This is a genomic window from Lysinibacillus sp. NPDC098008 (assembly GCF_044760715.1).
In the GTDB taxonomy this organism is placed as follows: domain Bacteria; phylum Bacillota; class Bacilli; order Bacillales_A; family Planococcaceae; genus Lysinibacillus.
The window spans coordinates 72,669-89,720 of record NZ_JBIWBA010000009.1 but is presented as its reverse complement, the minus strand read 5'-3'; the positions used below and the strand labels follow the sequence as shown (position 1 = coordinate 89,720).

At 36.2% G+C, this 17,052-nt stretch carries 11 protein-coding genes; all 11 read left to right on the top strand.

The features are described from left to right. Positions 1 to 214: 214 nt before the first annotated feature. The 11 genes from ACIQVU_RS10330 (at position 215) to ccsA (ending at position 17,042) form a co-directional block, all read left to right on the top strand. Positions 215 to 1,204 carry a hypothetical protein gene (locus tag ACIQVU_RS10330; RefSeq protein WP_340806769.1) on the top strand — a complete coding sequence of 330 codons (990 nt, stop codon included), beginning with the start codon at positions 215 to 217 and terminating at the stop codon, positions 1,202 to 1,204. Between the two features lie 112 nt (positions 1,205 to 1,316). Then, positions 1,317 to 2,606, top strand: coding sequence for a trigger factor (gene tig / locus ACIQVU_RS10325; RefSeq protein ID WP_340806768.1), 1,290 nt, complete (start codon positions 1,317 to 1,319; stop codon positions 2,604 to 2,606). A gap of 571 nt (positions 2,607 to 3,177) precedes the next feature. After that, positions 3,178 to 4,449, top strand: a complete 1,272-nt coding sequence (gene clpX / locus ACIQVU_RS10320; protein ID WP_340806767.1) for an ATP-dependent protease ATP-binding subunit ClpX — start codon at positions 3,178 to 3,180, stop codon at positions 4,447 to 4,449. 230 nt (positions 4,450 to 4,679) lie between these two features. Then, the gene (gene lon / locus ACIQVU_RS10315) at positions 4,680 to 7,004 is read left to right on the top strand and encodes an endopeptidase La (protein WP_340808599.1); all 2,325 of its coding nucleotides are present in this window, start codon (positions 4,680 to 4,682) and stop codon (positions 7,002 to 7,004) included. 4 nt (positions 7,005 to 7,008) lie between these two features. Next, on the top strand, positions 7,009 to 7,590 hold the full coding sequence (yihA, locus tag ACIQVU_RS10310; protein ID WP_340806765.1) for a ribosome biogenesis GTP-binding protein YihA/YsxC: 582 nt from the start codon (positions 7,009 to 7,011) through the stop codon (positions 7,588 to 7,590). A gap of 138 nt (positions 7,591 to 7,728) precedes the next feature. After that, positions 7,729 to 7,902, top strand: a complete 174-nt coding sequence (locus ACIQVU_RS10305) for a YjfB family protein (RefSeq protein ID WP_340806763.1) — start codon at positions 7,729 to 7,731, stop codon at positions 7,900 to 7,902. Between the two features lie 153 nt (positions 7,903 to 8,055). Next, the gene (locus ACIQVU_RS10300; protein WP_340806761.1) at positions 8,056 to 9,714 is read left to right on the top strand and encodes a hypothetical protein; all 1,659 of its coding nucleotides are present in this window, start codon (positions 8,056 to 8,058) and stop codon (positions 9,712 to 9,714) included. Positions 9,715 to 9,898: 184 nt separating this feature from the next. Then, positions 9,899 to 11,350, top strand: a complete 1,452-nt coding sequence (locus tag ACIQVU_RS10295; RefSeq protein WP_402895342.1) for an S-layer homology domain-containing protein — start codon at positions 9,899 to 9,901, stop codon at positions 11,348 to 11,350. Positions 11,351 to 11,367: 17 nt separating this feature from the next. After that, positions 11,368 to 14,286: a VWA domain-containing protein gene (locus ACIQVU_RS10290; protein ID WP_402895339.1), complete on the top strand. Its 2,919-nt coding sequence runs from the start codon at positions 11,368 to 11,370 to the stop codon at positions 14,284 to 14,286. Positions 14,287 to 14,692: 406 nt separating this feature from the next. Beyond that, positions 14,693 to 16,057 carry a glutamyl-tRNA reductase gene (hemA, locus tag ACIQVU_RS10285; protein ID WP_340806756.1) on the top strand — a complete coding sequence of 455 codons (1,365 nt, stop codon included), beginning with the start codon at positions 14,693 to 14,695 and terminating at the stop codon, positions 16,055 to 16,057. Between the two features lie 157 nt (positions 16,058 to 16,214). Further along, entirely contained in the window at positions 16,215 to 17,042 is an 828-nt protein-coding gene (gene ccsA, locus ACIQVU_RS10280) for a cytochrome c biogenesis protein CcsA (protein WP_340806755.1), read from the top strand. Positions 17,043 to 17,052: the final 10 nt, after the last annotated feature.

The window sequence follows — 17,052 nt, the reverse complement described above, 5'->3', positions numbered from 1 at the left end:
ATTCTAAGTATAATACAATTTATTACAAAACATGAATACAAAAGCAATGATTTTTTACTAAATGAGTCAAAATAATTACTGCTAATTTCAGGTGGTATAGGCATACTGTTGTGCTTTTAGTGCAAAGTAATAGCAAAAGGTAATTCAAAATCATTGCTTTGGTCATTGTCGATGGTGAGAAAAAGTGAAAAATAGCCATAAAGAGGTGAGAAAAATGACAAAACGGAAACATCATGTTATTAAACATAACAATATTGTAGTTTTTCCAGGCACTGTCCAAGCTTTAATACGTGAAGGGCATAAGTTTGCAGAGAATTATCAATATGAAGAGGCTGTTGCAAGTTTTGAAAAAGCATTTATGTATGAAGCAGGAGATGAGTTTGCTCTTAGTGCCTATGCCTTTGCTTTATACGAAGTAAAAAACTATGCTAAAGCGAAACATGTATGTGAACAGCTCCTTGCGATGGGAACAACATTATATGCAGAAGTGATGGAGTTGTACATTACTATATGTATGCAGCTAAAGGAATACAATCATGTAGAAACGTTAATTACAACGCTTCTTGAAGAAAATGTATTACCATATGACCAAGCTGAGAAATTTAAACGCTTGAAAAATTTGAATCGGGATGTATCTAACAATCTTGCAAAAAAGGAGCAGGCGCAATATTTTGTAGAAACAGGCGAATATGAGCTGACGCAATTTTGTGCGCTTACACCAAATGAACAATCTAATCGCCTGCATCGTCTAATGGATACAAATGTAAGGCAATTGAAAGAAGCTTTAAAGGCTATTGTTGAATGCTCCAGCATTCATCCATTTGTCCAAAGCCTAGCTTTAATTTTACTAGTGGAACAAGAGGTGGCAATGGATATTAACGTGTCAAAATTTAATCAAACAGCAACGGTTAATCCTGCACAGCTTGCATTACCAAATCAGCTGCCACAATATGAGGAAATAAAAAATATTGTTGAAAATAAATTAGAGCAAGACCCATCGACCTTAGAAATGGTACAATATTTAATGGCGAAACATGCTATTGTCACATATCCGTTTGAATGGCATCCATTTGAAGCCGATGATGTTGCCTATAGCTATATTGATTTTGTCTTTTCAATGTTAGGGAATGTGCAAGAAATGGATTATGAAATCGTTGAGTTTTTACAAATGTTAGAAAAGTTAACAGAACTACAGTCGATATGAAAAAAGTTGAAACTATACACATCTATGTTATACTAAAATGGTTGTCAAAATCGTAGTTACGAATGAATTGTCTAACATTTAAACTTGATTATTTATTTGGAGGTATTTATACATGTCAGCAAAATGGGAAAAACAAGAAGGTAATATCGGTACTCTTACAGTTGAAGTACCAGTTGCAGAAGTAGATGCAGCAATGGACCAAGCGTTCAAAAAAGTTGTAAAACAAATTAACGTACCAGGTTTCCGTAAAGGTAAAATGCCTCGTAAAATGTTTGAACAACGCTTTGGTATTGAATCTTTATACCAAGACGCACTAGAAATCATCGTTCCTGATTCTTATGCAAAAGCAATTGATGAAGCGGGAATTATGCCAGTTGATTACCCAGAAATTTCTGGTACAGAAAACTTTGTACATGGTCAAGATTTCACGTTCACTGCACAAGTAACAGTGAAACCAGAGCCAAAACTTGGTGAATACAAAGGCTTAGAAGTAGCAAAACTTCCAGTAGAAGTAACTGATGAAGAAGTAGAAGCTCAAATTCAAGAGCAATTAGCTCGTAAAGCAGAGCTTGAAATTAAAGAAGACGAAGCAATCGTAGAAGGCGACACAGCAGTAATCGACTTTGAAGGTTTCGTAGGTGAAGAAGCTTTTGAAGGTGGTAAAGGTGAGGACTACCCACTAGAAATTGGTTCAGGTTCTTTCATCCCTGGCTTTGAAGAGCAACTTGTAGGCGTAAAAGCTGGCGAGTCTAAAGATGTTGTTGTAACATTCCCAGAAGAATACCATGCAGCTGAATTAGCTGGTAAAGAAGCAACTTTCAAAGTAACAGTGAAAGAAGTAAAAACAAAAGTTCTTCCAGAATTAAACGATGAATTTGCAAAAGAATTAGACCCAGAGGTTGAAGGCGTTGACGCTTTACGCGCTAAAATTAAAGAGCAAACTGCTGCTCAAAAAGCAACGGAATCAGATGCGGCTCTTCGCGATGAGCTAGTAGAAAAAGCGGCAGAAAATGCTGAATTTGAAGTACCAGCAGGTATGATTAACTCTGAAACAGATCGCATGTTACAAGAGTTTGGTCAACGTTTACAAATGCAAGGTATGAATTTAGACCTTTACTATCAATTCTCAGGTCAATCTGAAGAAGATTTACGTGGTCAAATGAAAGAAGAAGCTGAAAGCCGTGTACGTGTATCTTTAACACTTGAAGCGATTGCAGAAGCTGAAAAAATTGAAGCAACTGAAGCTGATATTGAAGTAGAATTAGAAAAAATGGCTGCTCAATTCAATATGACAAAAGAGCAAATTACAGATGCTTTAGGCGGTACAGCTGTACTAGAAAATGACATTAAAATTCAAAAAACAGTTGAATTTTTAGTAGAAAACGCTAAAATTACTGAATAAGATTTTTATGTAACTTGATAGCTAATAGAAAACAAGGTACGGCATTTAACCGTGCCTTGTTTTATCACATAGACTGTTTAATCAGTCCTATTTTACTTACTTTACACTTCACTTATACATAGTATTGTTAGTTTTACACGATGGGAAATTAAACTTCATTGACAAAATCCTTCTCTTGAATGTAGTAAACCTTGGCGAATAAATGTAGTAGATTTTAAAGAAAAGCTATGTAGCTGATCGAGATGTCAGTCATTTGATGCCAACTTGTATCTCAAGTGTCAGTAGTGAAGAGCTATAAACATTAGTACACCGTAAAGTCGTGAAGCAAACAAATTCCTGCCAACTAGGAAGGAATGCTAAATGGGTAAAAGTGACTGCTAATATTTCTAGGAGAGCTTCATTCATTTGATGAAAATGGACATCTATTTCAAAATTTGTTCATCGTGAGAAATGAAGTAAACAACATGATGGTACACGATCATCTATGCAATGACATAAATCGTGCAGACAATTTATTTGATAAAGGTTCAATAATCTTGTAAGATTGTTGCTTGAATAGGGGTGAAACATATTGTTCAAATTTAATGATGAAAAAGGCAATTTAAAATGTTCATTCTGTGGAAAGCCACAGGAACAGGTACGTAAATTAGTGGCGGGTCCTGGTGTTTATATTTGTGATGAATGTATCGAGCTTTGTTCAGAAATCGTTGTAGAAGAACTAGGTGTGGAAGAGGAAATTGAATTCCAAGATATTCCGAAACCAAAGGAAATTTTAACGATTTTAGACGAGTATGTTATTGGACAGGAGCGCGCTAAAAAAGCATTAGCAGTTGCAGTGTACAATCACTATAAACGCATCAATACGAATAGTAAGATCGATGATGTAGAACTGGCAAAATCGAACATTGTGTTAATCGGCCCAACTGGTAGCGGTAAAACTTTATTAGCTCAAACATTAGCACGTATATTAAATGTTCCATTTGCTATTGCAGATGCCACTTCACTAACTGAAGCAGGCTATGTTGGTGAGGACGTTGAAAATATTTTATTAAAATTAATTCAATCAGCTGATTATGATATTGAACGTGCTGAAAAGGGCATTATCTATATTGATGAAATTGATAAGGTTGCTCGTAAATCAGAAAATCCATCAATCACACGTGATGTTTCTGGTGAAGGTGTGCAACAAGCCCTTCTTAAAATTCTTGAAGGAACAGTAGCAAGCGTTCCACCACAAGGAGGACGTAAACACCCTCATCAAGAATTTTTACAAATCGATACAACTAATATTTTATTTATTGTTGGCGGAGCATTTGATGGTATTGAAGCAATCATTAAACGCCGTCAAGGTGAAAAAATAATTGGTTTTGGTTCCGATCCAAGTAAAACAGATGTAGATGAAGGTTCTATTATGGCCAAATTGATTCCAGAGGATTTACTGAAATTCGGTTTAATACCAGAATTCATTGGTCGATTACCCGTACTTGCAAGTCTAGAGCAATTAAATGAAGCTGCACTTGTACAAATTTTAACAGAGCCAAAAAATGCACTAGCGAAGCAATATCAAAAAATGCTTGAACTAGATGGTGTTGAGCTTGAATTTGATGAAGATGCGCTTGTTGCCATCGCAAAGGAAGCAATTGAGCGTAAGACAGGTGCACGTGGTCTTCGTTCAATTATTGAGTCAACAATGCTTGATGTAATGTACGAATTGCCTTCTCGTGAAGACGTGAAAAAATGTATCATTACAGCAAAAACAATTACGGATAAAGAGAAACCGAAATTGCTTCTTGAAGATGGCACTGTACTCGATGAAGGTAGCGACACAAAAACTTCAGCATAACGAACAGACATAGCTGTCTATGGTTATGAGATAGAGAGTAATTAGCTGACTTCGGTTGTGCAATGTTCGCACATATCGAAGATCAGCTTTTTATTCATTCTTACATAATACCAGCTGTAACTAAAAGAAATTTTTGGCTCGCATGATTAACTAGTGTGAATCAGTTTTTTAAACACATACTAGTAGCGCGGGATGTGAACATGAAAATTTTGACGGAGGTGAATGCCCGCATGGTAGCTATACAAAAAACAACGAATGTACCATTATTGCCTTTACGTGGGCTTTTAGTATACCCATCGATGGTGTTACATATTGATGTGGGTAGAAATCGTTCTGTAGCGGCGTTAGAGCAAGCAATGTTAGAAGACCAAATGATTTTATTAGTAACACAGAAGGAAATGCATGACGAACAACCTGACGAGCAGGATTTATATTCGATTGGCACAGTTGCTTATGTGAAACAAATGTTAAAATTGCCAAACGGCACATTGCGTATTTTAGTGGAAGGGCTTGCTCGGGCAACATGGACAAATTACCGTGTGCTAGAGAAGTATACGGTTGTTGATGTTGATATTAAAGAGGAATCAACAAGTAAAGATGTAGAAACACAGGCTTTAATGCGTACACTACTAACGTATTTTGAAAAATATGCAAAGTCCTCTAATAAAATCACAAATGAAACGATTAGCACAGTAGCAGATATTGAAGAGCCGGGTCGTTTAGCGGATATTATTGCCTCTCATTTGCCATTTAAAATTGCAGATAAGCAAGAGGTACTGGAAATGCTGAGTGTGAAAAAGCGACTTGATCATCTAATTATTCGTTTACACGATGAGCAGGAAGTATTGGATCTTGAAAAAAAGATTAACTCCAAAGTAAAGCAATCGATGGAGCGCACACAGAAGGAATACTATTTACGTGAACAAATGAAAGCTATTCAAACAGAACTCGGAGATCGTGAAGGGAAAACTGGTGAAGTAGCAGAATTACGTAAGCGTATCGATGAAGTTGGGATGCCTGATTCCACAAAAGAAGTCGCACTTAAAGAACTGGATAGATATGAAAAATTACCAGCTGCTAGTGCAGAGAGTGGCGTTATTCGCAATTATATTGATTGGCTAATTTCCTTGCCATGGACAGATGCTACAGAGGATCGCATGAATATCAATTATGCAGAACAAATTTTAAACCGTGATCATGATGGTTTAGAAAAGGTAAAAGAGCGTGTCCTTGAATATTTAGCGGTACGCCAGCTTAAAAATTCTTTGAGAGGCCCTATCTTATGCTTGGCAGGACCGCCAGGAGTAGGGAAAACATCATTAGCTCGCTCGATTGCTGAGAGTCTAGATCGTAAATTTGTCCGTATTTCCTTAGGTGGTGTACGTGATGAATCGGAAATTCGTGGTCATCGCCGTACGTATGTAGGGGCAATGCCAGGGCGAATTATTCAAGGAATGAAAAAAGCAGGCACTATTAATCCTGTATTTTTATTGGATGAAATTGATAAAATGTCTAATGACTTTAGAGGGGATCCCGCAGCAGCAATGCTGGAAGTTTTAGACCCTGCACAAAACAATACATTTAGCGATCATTATATTGAGGAGTCCTATGATTTATCCAATGTTTTGTTTATTGCAACAGCCAATGATTTAAGTACAATCCCGGGACCTTTATTAGACCGTATGGAAGTGATCTCAATTGCAGGCTATACGGAAATTGAAAAAGCACAAATTACGAAAAACCATTTAATACCTAAGCAGTTGAAAGAGCATGGCTTGAAAAAAACACAGGTTATTATTAAAGATGAAGCAGTTATCGATATTATACGTTATTATACGCGTGAAGCAGGAGTTCGAAGCTTAGAGCGCCAAATTGCTACGCTTTGCCGTAAAATTGCTAAAATTATTGTATCTGGTGAGAAAAAACGTGTAACCGTCAACTCCAAATCATTACAGCAGCTACTTGGCAAGCACCGTTTCCGTTATGGGCAGGCAGAGAAGGAAAATCAAGTAGGAGTTGCTACAGGATTAGCTTATACAACAGTTGGTGGCGATACACTACAAATTGAAGTGTCCTTAACACCCGGAAAAGGTAAGTTACAGCTTACTGGTAAGCTTGGTGAAGTGATGAAGGAATCTGCACAAACGGCATTATCCTATGTGCGTACAAAAATGGATAAGCTAAATGTCGATGCAGAATATTTTGAAACACATGATATTCATATCCATGTACCAGAAGGTGCTGTGCCAAAAGATGGACCTTCTGCTGGTATTACAATGGCGACAGCAATTGCTTCAGCCATTTTACATCGCCCAATTCGTCGTGAGGTTGGGATGACAGGTGAAATTACACTACGTGGTCGTGTATTACCAATTGGGGGCTTAAAAGAAAAAACATTAAGTGCTCATCGTGCAGGCTTAACGACAATTATTTGTCCAAAGGATAATGAACGAGATTTAGAAGATATTCCTGATAGCGTACGTGAGCAGCTTACATTTAAACTAGTGTCAACGGCTGATGAAGTGTTAGCCTATGCACTGGATGGAGGTTTTTAGAAAAATGAAAGTCCATAATGTCGAAATGGTCATTAGTGCAGTGAGGCCAGACCAATATCCAGAAGATGGACTGCCAGAATTTGCATTAGCAGGTCGTTCAAATGTAGGGAAATCTTCCTTTATCAATCGAATGATCGGACGTAAAGCTTTAGCACGTATTTCTTCTAAGCCCGGCAAAACACAGACATTGAACTTTTATAAAATCGAAGAGCAACTGTTTTTTGTAGACGTTCCGGGTTATGGCTATGCGAAGGTTTCGAAGTCTGAGCGTGAGGCATGGGGAAAAATGATTGAGCGTTACTTAACAGGACGTCAGGAATTAAAGGCTGTTGTACAAATTATTGATTTACGTCACCCCCCAACAGCGGATGACCGCATGATGTATGATTTTTTAAAGCATTACAATATTCCTTGCATTGTGATTGCAACAAAGGCAGATAAAATTCCAAAAGGTAAATGGGATAAACATAAAAAAATCGTCAAGGAAACATTGGAGATGGAGAAAAGTGACCCACTTGTTGTATTTTCTTCAGAAACGGGTCTTGGCTTTGAAGAAGCTTGGCGAATTATCGAAAGTAAAATGTAACAGAAAAACATCTATTGCGTCTAACTATTTAGGACAGTAGATGTTTTTTGTTTTCTATAGGAACCTGTATAGAAAATCGAGAAAAATACTTGATGAATAAAAGATTTGTCCGATAAATTACATAGGAGGTGGGCCAATATGGATATCGCAGCTTTATCAATTGCAATGAATCAAGCAACGCTTATGCAGAACGTTTCGTTGGCTGTTACAAAACAAACAATGGAAATGCAGCAGCAACAGACAGAACAGTTAGTTGAAATGCTAGATGCTCCACATCCAACAGCTGGACATACAATTGATATTCAAGTATAAGGTTACGGAGGTAGTTGAAAGTCAAAGGCTACCTCTAACTTTATAGAATGATAGATATGTATAATATTCGAACATATACTTTTCCATCGCTGAAAATTACCAATTATACGATATACTATTATTTGTTAATAATTTGATAAGGAGGTACGTTTTTTGAAAAAATATTCATACATAGTCATGATGATGTTGCTCTTAGTGCTAAGCTTTTCCTTTAGCCAACCAGCAAAGGCAGCTCAATTGGTGACTGGAACTTTTGTGGATGTAACCTATTCAGAATACACAAATCCAGATGGCACAATAGAGCAAAGGTTAAGTAAAGTAACATTGCAAAATGCAAGTGGGCGAACAGTGACGTTCAATATTAATAAAAATACTCGTCTATTTATTAATAATACGTCTACAACGATTGAAGGCTTTAAAATGGGCATGGAAATTGAGGCAGATGTATCATTAAGAACAGTTGTTGAGCTTCGAGGTACATCTAACGCTACAACTGAACCAAAGCTTCCATCTGTTGAGAACAATGTTAAAAAAATGAGTGGTGTGGTCACAAGCATTGATCCAAACGGTTTATTTATTATGGTAAAGCCTGATGTTGGCAAAGAAACAAGTTATTATTTAAACAAAGATACAAGCTATCAAAAAGGCGCTTCAGCAACAGATATTAGCGCGCTATATGTGGGAGATCGCGTAAAATTAAACTTTAAAAATAGAAATACATCTGTTGTGACAAAGATAGAAATTAGTGAAACAGGTACAGTTGTCGAAAATTTATATAAAGGTGAAATTCAAGCGGTTAACCCTAATGCCAATAGATTAACAGTGAAAAATCAGCATGCCTTTGAGAACTGGCAATTTGGCGCTCAGGCAACAGCAAATCTTTCGACAATGACCTTTGCATCAAAAGTACCGATATATGTTGGGAATACAAAAATTGACAAAGGTAAGCTAAAAAATTATGTTGGCAGTGAAGCTTATTATGCTACAGTGAAACAATTTGGAAAAGAAGTAATCGAAAAAATTGTCGTATTGAAAAATAATGAGCGCTCTTATTATGAGCCGATGCTATCTGTCGATACGGATTATCAACTATTAAAGCTAAAATCAGCAGGTACAATGTACTTCCATGATGGAACAATTTTAATTCGTAATGGACGTTTAATTGAGCCTACAGGGTTAATGGCATATGGTACAGCTTTTGTTATTGCAGATGGTGCTGCCCGTGATCATTATGCACAGGTTGTACAAGTAACAAGCGATAGCTTTATGTCACCAAATCTTGCTGGCCATGAATTATATTATGGACGCTTATCACAAGCTGATGGCTACTTAATTGAAATTGACGATGCAATGAAAATTGAATCAAATGTTTTCAAGCGAACAGAGGATACAGTTCTATCCATTAGCAATTCAACAAAAGCGAAGGTTGATGATGGCAATAAAACATACACAGTGATGCCAGATATTGAGCTTTATTTATCAGAAGGTGATTATGGTTACTTCTATGTGAAGGATGGTCATGTACAGGCACTTCATATTTTAGATAATGCGAAGCCTGTTGCACCATTAATGCTGACAGGTAAGCTGCAATTTGTAAAAGCTACTTATCCTGCTGTTATAAATGTGAAGAGTGTAAGTCAATGGCAAAATGGTCGCTGGTATGAAGCTGGTGAAATGATTGATATGAATATTGATCAAGCAACACTTATCAAAGCTGGTAAAGTGATTCAACCTTCTGATTTACAACCATCAGATCGTTTAGTTGTATTATCAGACCGCTTTGTCAAAGGTCATTTTATTTTAGTTGATTAAAAACAAGGAGAAAATCTGCGAGTCCAATATGAATAGTATAGAGAAAATAATATATTCGTAAGCTAAACATGCAATGATTTTGCATAGGTGAATGACTATATTATGATTACTTTCAAAGGACGAGCAGATTTTTTTGATGAAGCTTCATCATGCAACAATGCACAATGAAGGAAAGGAGAAGCGAATGCAAAAAAAATTATCCAAAATAATGCTAGTAGCGCTTGCAATTTTTGTGATTGGGGCTACTATTCCGTTTAATGCATCTGCTGCTTCATTGGAAACAACAGGTGCTGTAAAAAATGAGTATACATATGAGGAAGCTGTTTTTTTATCAGGACAACCTGTTATTTTTAAAGGAACAAGCAGAGATATTAAAATTACGCAGAAGGAATCAAAGGGAAAGTTAACAGAAACTTATAATATGAAGTTAACAGGCAGCAATGGGGAAACCTTAACACGAAATATTGCTTATGAGTCTGATGTTGTGGATTATGCAGTGCTTGGCCAAAAAACATCGAATGGTGAAGTGAAAAAATATACAGAAAAGGTGACAATTGGCGGTGTTACGTATACATTAGTAGATTATCAATTTTCTCAAGGAACTGTAACAGATAATCGTGCAGCCTCTGATTATTACTCAGGAAATATTATTTCTCGAAAAACATATAGCTATGAAACAGGACGAGGAAGAGATGCTGTTCAAAACACAATAACAGTTGAAACAGATAGTCGCCATGCAGGGTATGAAAATTTTTGGGGTGCTACAGAAACACAAATTACAGAGTCTGTTTATGCCTATAGTGATGGTAGAACAAGTCATGTGAAAAATCGTTTATCTACAAGTAAATCTCGTATTTTAAATTATGAGGAAAATCTCGGCAGTTTAGGAAGTTTTGAAGGTGGATACGCGGTTGTTAGCGAAAAGGATGTTATTTCTGAATACACGTATGATTTAGCTTCAGGGCAAAAAGGTACACTTGATTTAGATACAGAATATATGCCAACAATTGAACGTCTTATTATTCCGAAATTCCGCGATTTAAACAATCATTATGCAAAGGAATCTATTGAAAAACTTTATTCTTTAGGTATTTACTCAGATTCAAGTAATTTCTTTTCACCAAATACACCAATGAAACGTATTGATTTTACGGCTGCAATTGGGAAAGCAGTTGATTTACGTGTATTTGAAGAAGAAAAGAAATCTAGAAAAACACCTGCTAAAAGTGTTTTTCTAGATTTAAAACGCTCTGTAAAAGATTATGGCTATATTGAATCGGCATTAAATAAAGGCATTATTAAAGGCGTATCTGCTGATTACTTTATGCCTGATGCAGCCATTACAAGAGCACAAGCAGCCACTATTTTTGTCCGTGCATTAGGGCTTGAAAATAGAGCGCCAGACCCAGGCTATTTAACGAGTTTTGTAGATGATAGTCAAATTCCGAACTATGCAAGAGATGGTGTTTATATTGCTAGTGAGCTTGGATTAATCATTGGTGATACGACAGGTCGCTTTAACCCAAATAAACAACTTTCAAGAGCAGATGCATCCATTATGCTGGAACGATTCTTAAAATATTTAGAAGACGATTTAAAACAAAACTATCGTGATGACATATTGTTCTTCAACTAAGGAAAGGGCTGAACTGAATGGTATATGTGAAAAAAACATTGCTCTCTTTATTGTGCTTTGTCCTGCTGTTAACGATTGCAACACCTACTGTTACACATGCAGCTACAACAATTAGAGATGTGCCAACAAGTAACACAAATTACACGGCAATTTCATGGGCAGTTGATAATGATGTGATGTCGTTAAATAGTGCCAATAATTTTTTACCAAATGAACAAGTGACAGATCGCGAGCTTGTTCTTATGTTTGCAAAGCTTGATCGTAACTATGCATTATCCTATGTTGATAGTGTTGCGTATAATTTTTATAGTGATTTTTATTTACCATTTAGTGGTACACATGTAAATGCTAATCGTACAAAAGCGGTCACACGTGGTCAATTTGCTCGTATTTATGCTGCTTTTAAAGGATTAGATTTAGATGAACCACAGGCTGTGCAATATTTATATGCCAATGATTTATCAACGAACCCTACAAAGACATTTGCTAGCTTTAATCCATCAACAAAGCTAACACGTAGTGAGGCGGCTGTCTTTTTATATCGAGCTGTTCAAAATAGCTCCTTTGCTTTACAAGGATTAAAGCGTAGTGCTGCTGGTCGTGATAATGCTAGCGTTACATTACCGCCAGGCTTTATGGGATCAGGCAGTGTTGATTTTGAAGAGCCAAAGAATAACAATAATGATTTTACAGGCCCAGAGTATGTTAATAATGCATTGCAAAGCATTGTTGTTGAAAAACCTGATCTAATTGCGAATGATGTGGATTCAACACTTGTTACAGTGTCTTTAAAGGCTTGTAATGGCGATCCAATCGCAGATGATAAATCGTATACATTCCGTGTTACATCATCCTATGGTGCAAAAATTGTTGATACCTCGGGTGAGGCTGTTCGTAATGTGCAATCGGATGGTTCAACGGTTTCAGCGATTGTTATTGCACCAGCCTTAACAAAATCTGTGCGTGATACGATTTCTTTTGAGCTTATCAATAATACAGACCCAGCGATGAAATGTCTTGTTGGTGAGAAGTTAAATGCACATGTTCGTTACACACCACAGCCAGAATTACGTATTGATTATCAAGTATATGATCCTGAAAATATAGATGATGATAATGGCAGTGTAACACCTCCATATGTACCATATGAAAAATTACCAGAGTTCTTTACAGAAAATTTAATTGATGTCTATGGTCCTGTTCCTTTAGATGATGATGCAGATGAAAAGCTCTTTAGCATTGGACAGCAAACTAATGTAACAGATGCTTTAGGAAATGTGCAAAATATTTATTTACAATATGGTGGCTCTGACCCACGATATCCAGCATTAGGGTATGAGCATGCGGTTTTACAATTTGAAAACTACGATATTTCTGTATACTTATTTGAAAAAATATTAAATGATCGGATAGATACATCCATTACAACACCTGCTAAAACAGAAATTATGTATATGATTTCAGATGATGGACGCCCGATTTATCGTATTCAAGGAATCGATGATGCGATTGCTTCACAAGTTGAAAATATTAATCCTGTTGGTTCGATCATTCAGCTAATGAGCTATATGCCAGAGGAAAGAGATTTAACGTTAGAGCATTATGATAGTGTGATGAAGATTTATACGATTCTCACAAATTTAAGTAATTATGATCGTACTGTGCTGTTAAAATATCAAGGTGGGCAATTACTTGGACAAGTAGAAGCTTATCGAGAGCGTGTAGAGGCATTAAAGGAAAGCGCTGATGCTGCATCAAGACCATCTGGTAAAGACCGTTATACAAAAGTAATGGTGACATTAGTGCGTCCTGGTGGAGAGCCTGTGACGGATTATCAAGGGACAGTGAAAATTAAATTTGATGGTGTAGAGAAAACAGCATCATTTGTCACAAATACTTCAGATCCATTAAATAATACAGGGAATCCAGGTACGGCTGTCGCATACTTTGATTCTGTTATTTATGGAAAATCGAAGGTAGAGGCTGTGCTTGTTAATCCAATAGACCCTCGCTATACAACAATCTTAAAAGACTTAAAAGATAAAAAAGTAACAGAGGAAATATTTACAAACCCATACTTTAGCAAAAACTCTTGTTCCTTAACAACAGAAGTTGCTTATGTAGTGGATTATTCTTCCTCTATGAAAACAGTGGACCCAACAAATTATCGTGGAAAGAAAATGATTGAATTTATCGATCAGCTAAAGGCTAAGCATAATATTGTAGTCGAAACCAATACAGCAGCGACTGTACTTGGAGAGGGAACAACAGAGGCTGTGCTGACAAAAGATCTTTATCAAGCATCAAAAGAAAAAGGTGCAACAGATATTCTAGCAGGCATTGATATTGCGCTCTCGAAATTTTCTAATGACACAAGAACATCGAAAGCAATTGTTGTTGTTTCTGATGGTAAAACAAGTAAATCGAAAATGACAAAGGTTATTAATGAAGCGAAAAAGCAAAATGTGAAAATTTACACAGTGAGCATGGGGAAAAAATCGCAAGTTAATGATGCTACATTAATGCAATTAGCAACAGCAACAGATGGCGCTTATTTCCATGCACTTGATAATTTGCAATTGCATCAAGTGTTCCAAAAGCTAGTTGACGCAATTTTATGTAAAACACCAGCTTCAAGTTGTATTAACCCTGAGGATTTATTTGAGGAAGCTGGAGTATCATTGCGTAAAGGTTATATTACAATGAGTGCACGTGTTGACGGTAATTGCCAAAACGTTGATAAAATGAATGTACGCTTTAAATCGGTTAGTGGTGATATACAATTCGAATTGCAAAAGCGTAGTGATAGTGTTTATATGTTAACGAAAACAGTTCAAACAATGCAGGACTTTAAAGTGAATAATGAGATAGAGTTTGTAGCATATGATAAAGATGGCAATATTATTGCGTTAAAATCAGTTACCATTACAAATTAATTCTGAAAGGAGCCGTTTGACAAGTTATTTTGAAACGGCTCCTTTGGTTTTTAGCGAATCGTTATGATAGAAGCTTGAGCTATCCAAAAAGAGAATCTCTTTTTGGATAGCTCTTTTATTGCTGAAAAAAAGCGTGTGTCAGTAGCACAGCGAAGAAGAATTTTGGTTACACTAGTATGAAAGAAGTGTGTCAGCAACGGAAATGATTGGTAGTGATGCTTCGGAATTTTTCGAAAAAATTTTTCATTTGAAACAGGATGTATAATTTGCTACACTTAGTTTATAATAATTCTAATGTAGAAAAACGAAAGATAGTTCTTCATGACATGTTCACAAATTATAAGTGAACTATTGTCGAACTATGTTATAATGAGAATTGTCAATTAGAACGTGTGAGGTGTTATTCATGCATACCATCGTAGTAGGCTTGAATTATAAAACAGCGCCTGTTGAAATACGTGAGAAGTTATCATTCATTGAGAGTGAACTACCACAGGCAATGGAAGCGCTGCAAAAGCAGAAAAGTATTTTAGAAAATGTTATTGTTTCGACATGTAATCGTACCGAAATTTATGCTGTTGTGGATCAATTGCATACGGGGCGTCATTTTGTGAAACAATTTTTAGCAAATTGGTTTGACTTGCCTGTGGAGACATTTTCTTCGTATTTAACAATTCGTGAAGAAGATGAGGCAGTCGAACATTTATTTAAAGTAACAGCTGGAATCGATTCAATGGTTCTAGGGGAAACACAAATTTTAGGGCAAGTAAAAAAAAGCTTTTTAAATGGACAAGAGATTGGCACAACAGGAACGATATACAATCAACTATTTAAACAAGCTGTCACATTTGCAAAGCGTGCACATAATGAAACAGCTATTGGTGAGAATGCGGTATCTGTTTCTTATGCAGCAGTAGAATTAGCTAAGAAAATTTTTGGTTCTTTACAACGCAAGCATGTAGCAATTTTAGGTGCAGGGAAAATGGGGGAACTTGCGATTGAGAACCTTTATGGTAGCGGTGTAGGAAAAGTTACTGTTATCAATCGTACATTTGAAAAAGCGGAAAGCTTAGCGGCTAAATTCCATGGTGAAGCTAAATCCATGAAAGAATTGCAATGCTCATTGTTAGAAGCGGATATTTTAATCACATCTACAGGTGCAACAGATTATGTGATTGATTATGAGCTTATGCAATTTGTAGAGCGTCTGCGTAAGGGTAGACCTTTATTTATGGTAGATATTGCAGTGCCTCGTGATATTGATCCACGTGTAGGCGACCTAGCAAATGTTTTCTTATATGATATTGATGATTTACAAGGGATTGTTGAAGCGAATTTAGCAGAGCGTGAACGTGCTGCTGCAGATATTACAGCAATGATTAGTAAAGAAGTTGTACAATTTAAAGACTGGATTGCTACATTAGGTGTTGTACCAGTCATCTCGGCTTTACGTAAAAAGGCAAGTCGTATTCAAGAAGAAACGATGACGAGTATTGAAAATAAAATGCCAGATTTAACGGAACGTGAACGTAAAATTTTAAGTAAACATACTAAATCAATTATTAATCAATTGTTAAAAGAGCCAATTCTTCAAGCGAAGGAAATGGCAAATTCATCAAAAGCAAATGAACAGTTACGTTTATTCCAACAAATTTTTGGTATAGAAGCTGCTGTGGAAGCTGAAGTTCAAGAGATGACAAAGCAAGAGCTTGAGCGTAAAGAACGCTCACAAGCAACTCAAGCTTCTGCTGAACCAAAGTATTCTTTCTAGAGTGCGTAAATAGAGGCTGTTTTACGCATTTAGATTCTCTACTGATATTACATGAGGCGTTTTCGTATCTGTATGGTAAACTAAAGATACGAAAACGTTTTTTATTGTCTAAGCGTTGATATAGCTTTACAATTTCATAACAAAGAAGGGATGTCTATTGGCTGATTTGACCATGACGAGGCTTTATGAAGTGATGATTGTCTTGTATGCGATCAGTCTAGTTTTTTACTTTACTGATTACTTTTATAAACAAGTACGAGCAAGACGTATCGCTTTTTGGCTTGTTTCATTTGTATGGATGATTCAAAGTGCCATTATTATTTTAACGTTTGTGGAAACAAAGCGTTTTCCGATTTTATCGTTATCCGAGGGAATTCTTTTTTATTCCTGGCTGCTTGTGACATTATCAATTATCTTGCATTGTATTGCAAGAGTGGATTTACCAGTGTTTATTATTAATATACTAGGGTTTTTATTTGCTAGTATTTTTACTTTTATGCCTAAACGTCCTACAGGAGCTGTCGGAGATACGCTTATTTCGGAGTTGCTTTTTATTCATATATCATTTGCGATCCTATCGTATGCAGCATTTACATTAACATTTGTTTTTGCTATTTTGTATCTTATTTTGTATCGTTTGCTGAAGAAGAAAAAGTGGTCACACTTATGGACAAGGCTGCCATCCTTACAGCAAACAAGCAGCTGGATGAATGTTTCCTTTTTCATTGGGATTCCGATGTTATTTATAAGTTTAATATTAGGGTTTGAATGGGCACTATTAACATTAGAGAGTCTTTCGATTTTCGATGCGAAGGTTATAGGGTCTGTAATTATCTTAATGTTATATTGCATTATCTTGTATGTGAATCGCAAAAATAAGCTAACAGGTACATCATATGCATGGGTACATATTTACGCTTATTTATTAGTAGTTGCAAATTTCTTCCTTGGAAGTAGTTTATCGCGATTCCATCTATGGTATTAAAAGAAAGGTT

What these genes read in the sequence shown, in the direction of transcription:
- ACIQVU_RS10330 (WP_340806769.1), top strand. Translation starts at nt 215, where the DNA reads ATGACAAAACGGAAACATCATGTTATTAAACATAACAATATTGTAGTT.
- tig (WP_340806768.1), top strand. Translation starts at nt 1,317, where the DNA reads ATGTCAGCAAAATGGGAAAAACAAGAAGGTAATATCGGTACTCTTACA.
- lon (WP_340808599.1), top strand. Translation starts at nt 4,680, where the DNA reads ATGGTAGCTATACAAAAAACAACGAATGTACCATTATTGCCTTTACGT.
- yihA (WP_340806765.1), top strand. Translation starts at nt 7,009, where the DNA reads ATGAAAGTCCATAATGTCGAAATGGTCATTAGTGCAGTGAGGCCAGAC.
- ACIQVU_RS10305 (WP_340806763.1), top strand. Translation starts at nt 7,729, where the DNA reads ATGGATATCGCAGCTTTATCAATTGCAATGAATCAAGCAACGCTTATG.
- ACIQVU_RS10295 (WP_402895342.1), top strand. Translation starts at nt 9,899, where the DNA reads ATGCAAAAAAAATTATCCAAAATAATGCTAGTAGCGCTTGCAATTTTT.
- ACIQVU_RS10290 (WP_402895339.1), top strand. Translation starts at nt 11,368, where the DNA reads ATGGTATATGTGAAAAAAACATTGCTCTCTTTATTGTGCTTTGTCCTG.
- hemA (WP_340806756.1), top strand. Translation starts at nt 14,693, where the DNA reads ATGCATACCATCGTAGTAGGCTTGAATTATAAAACAGCGCCTGTTGAA.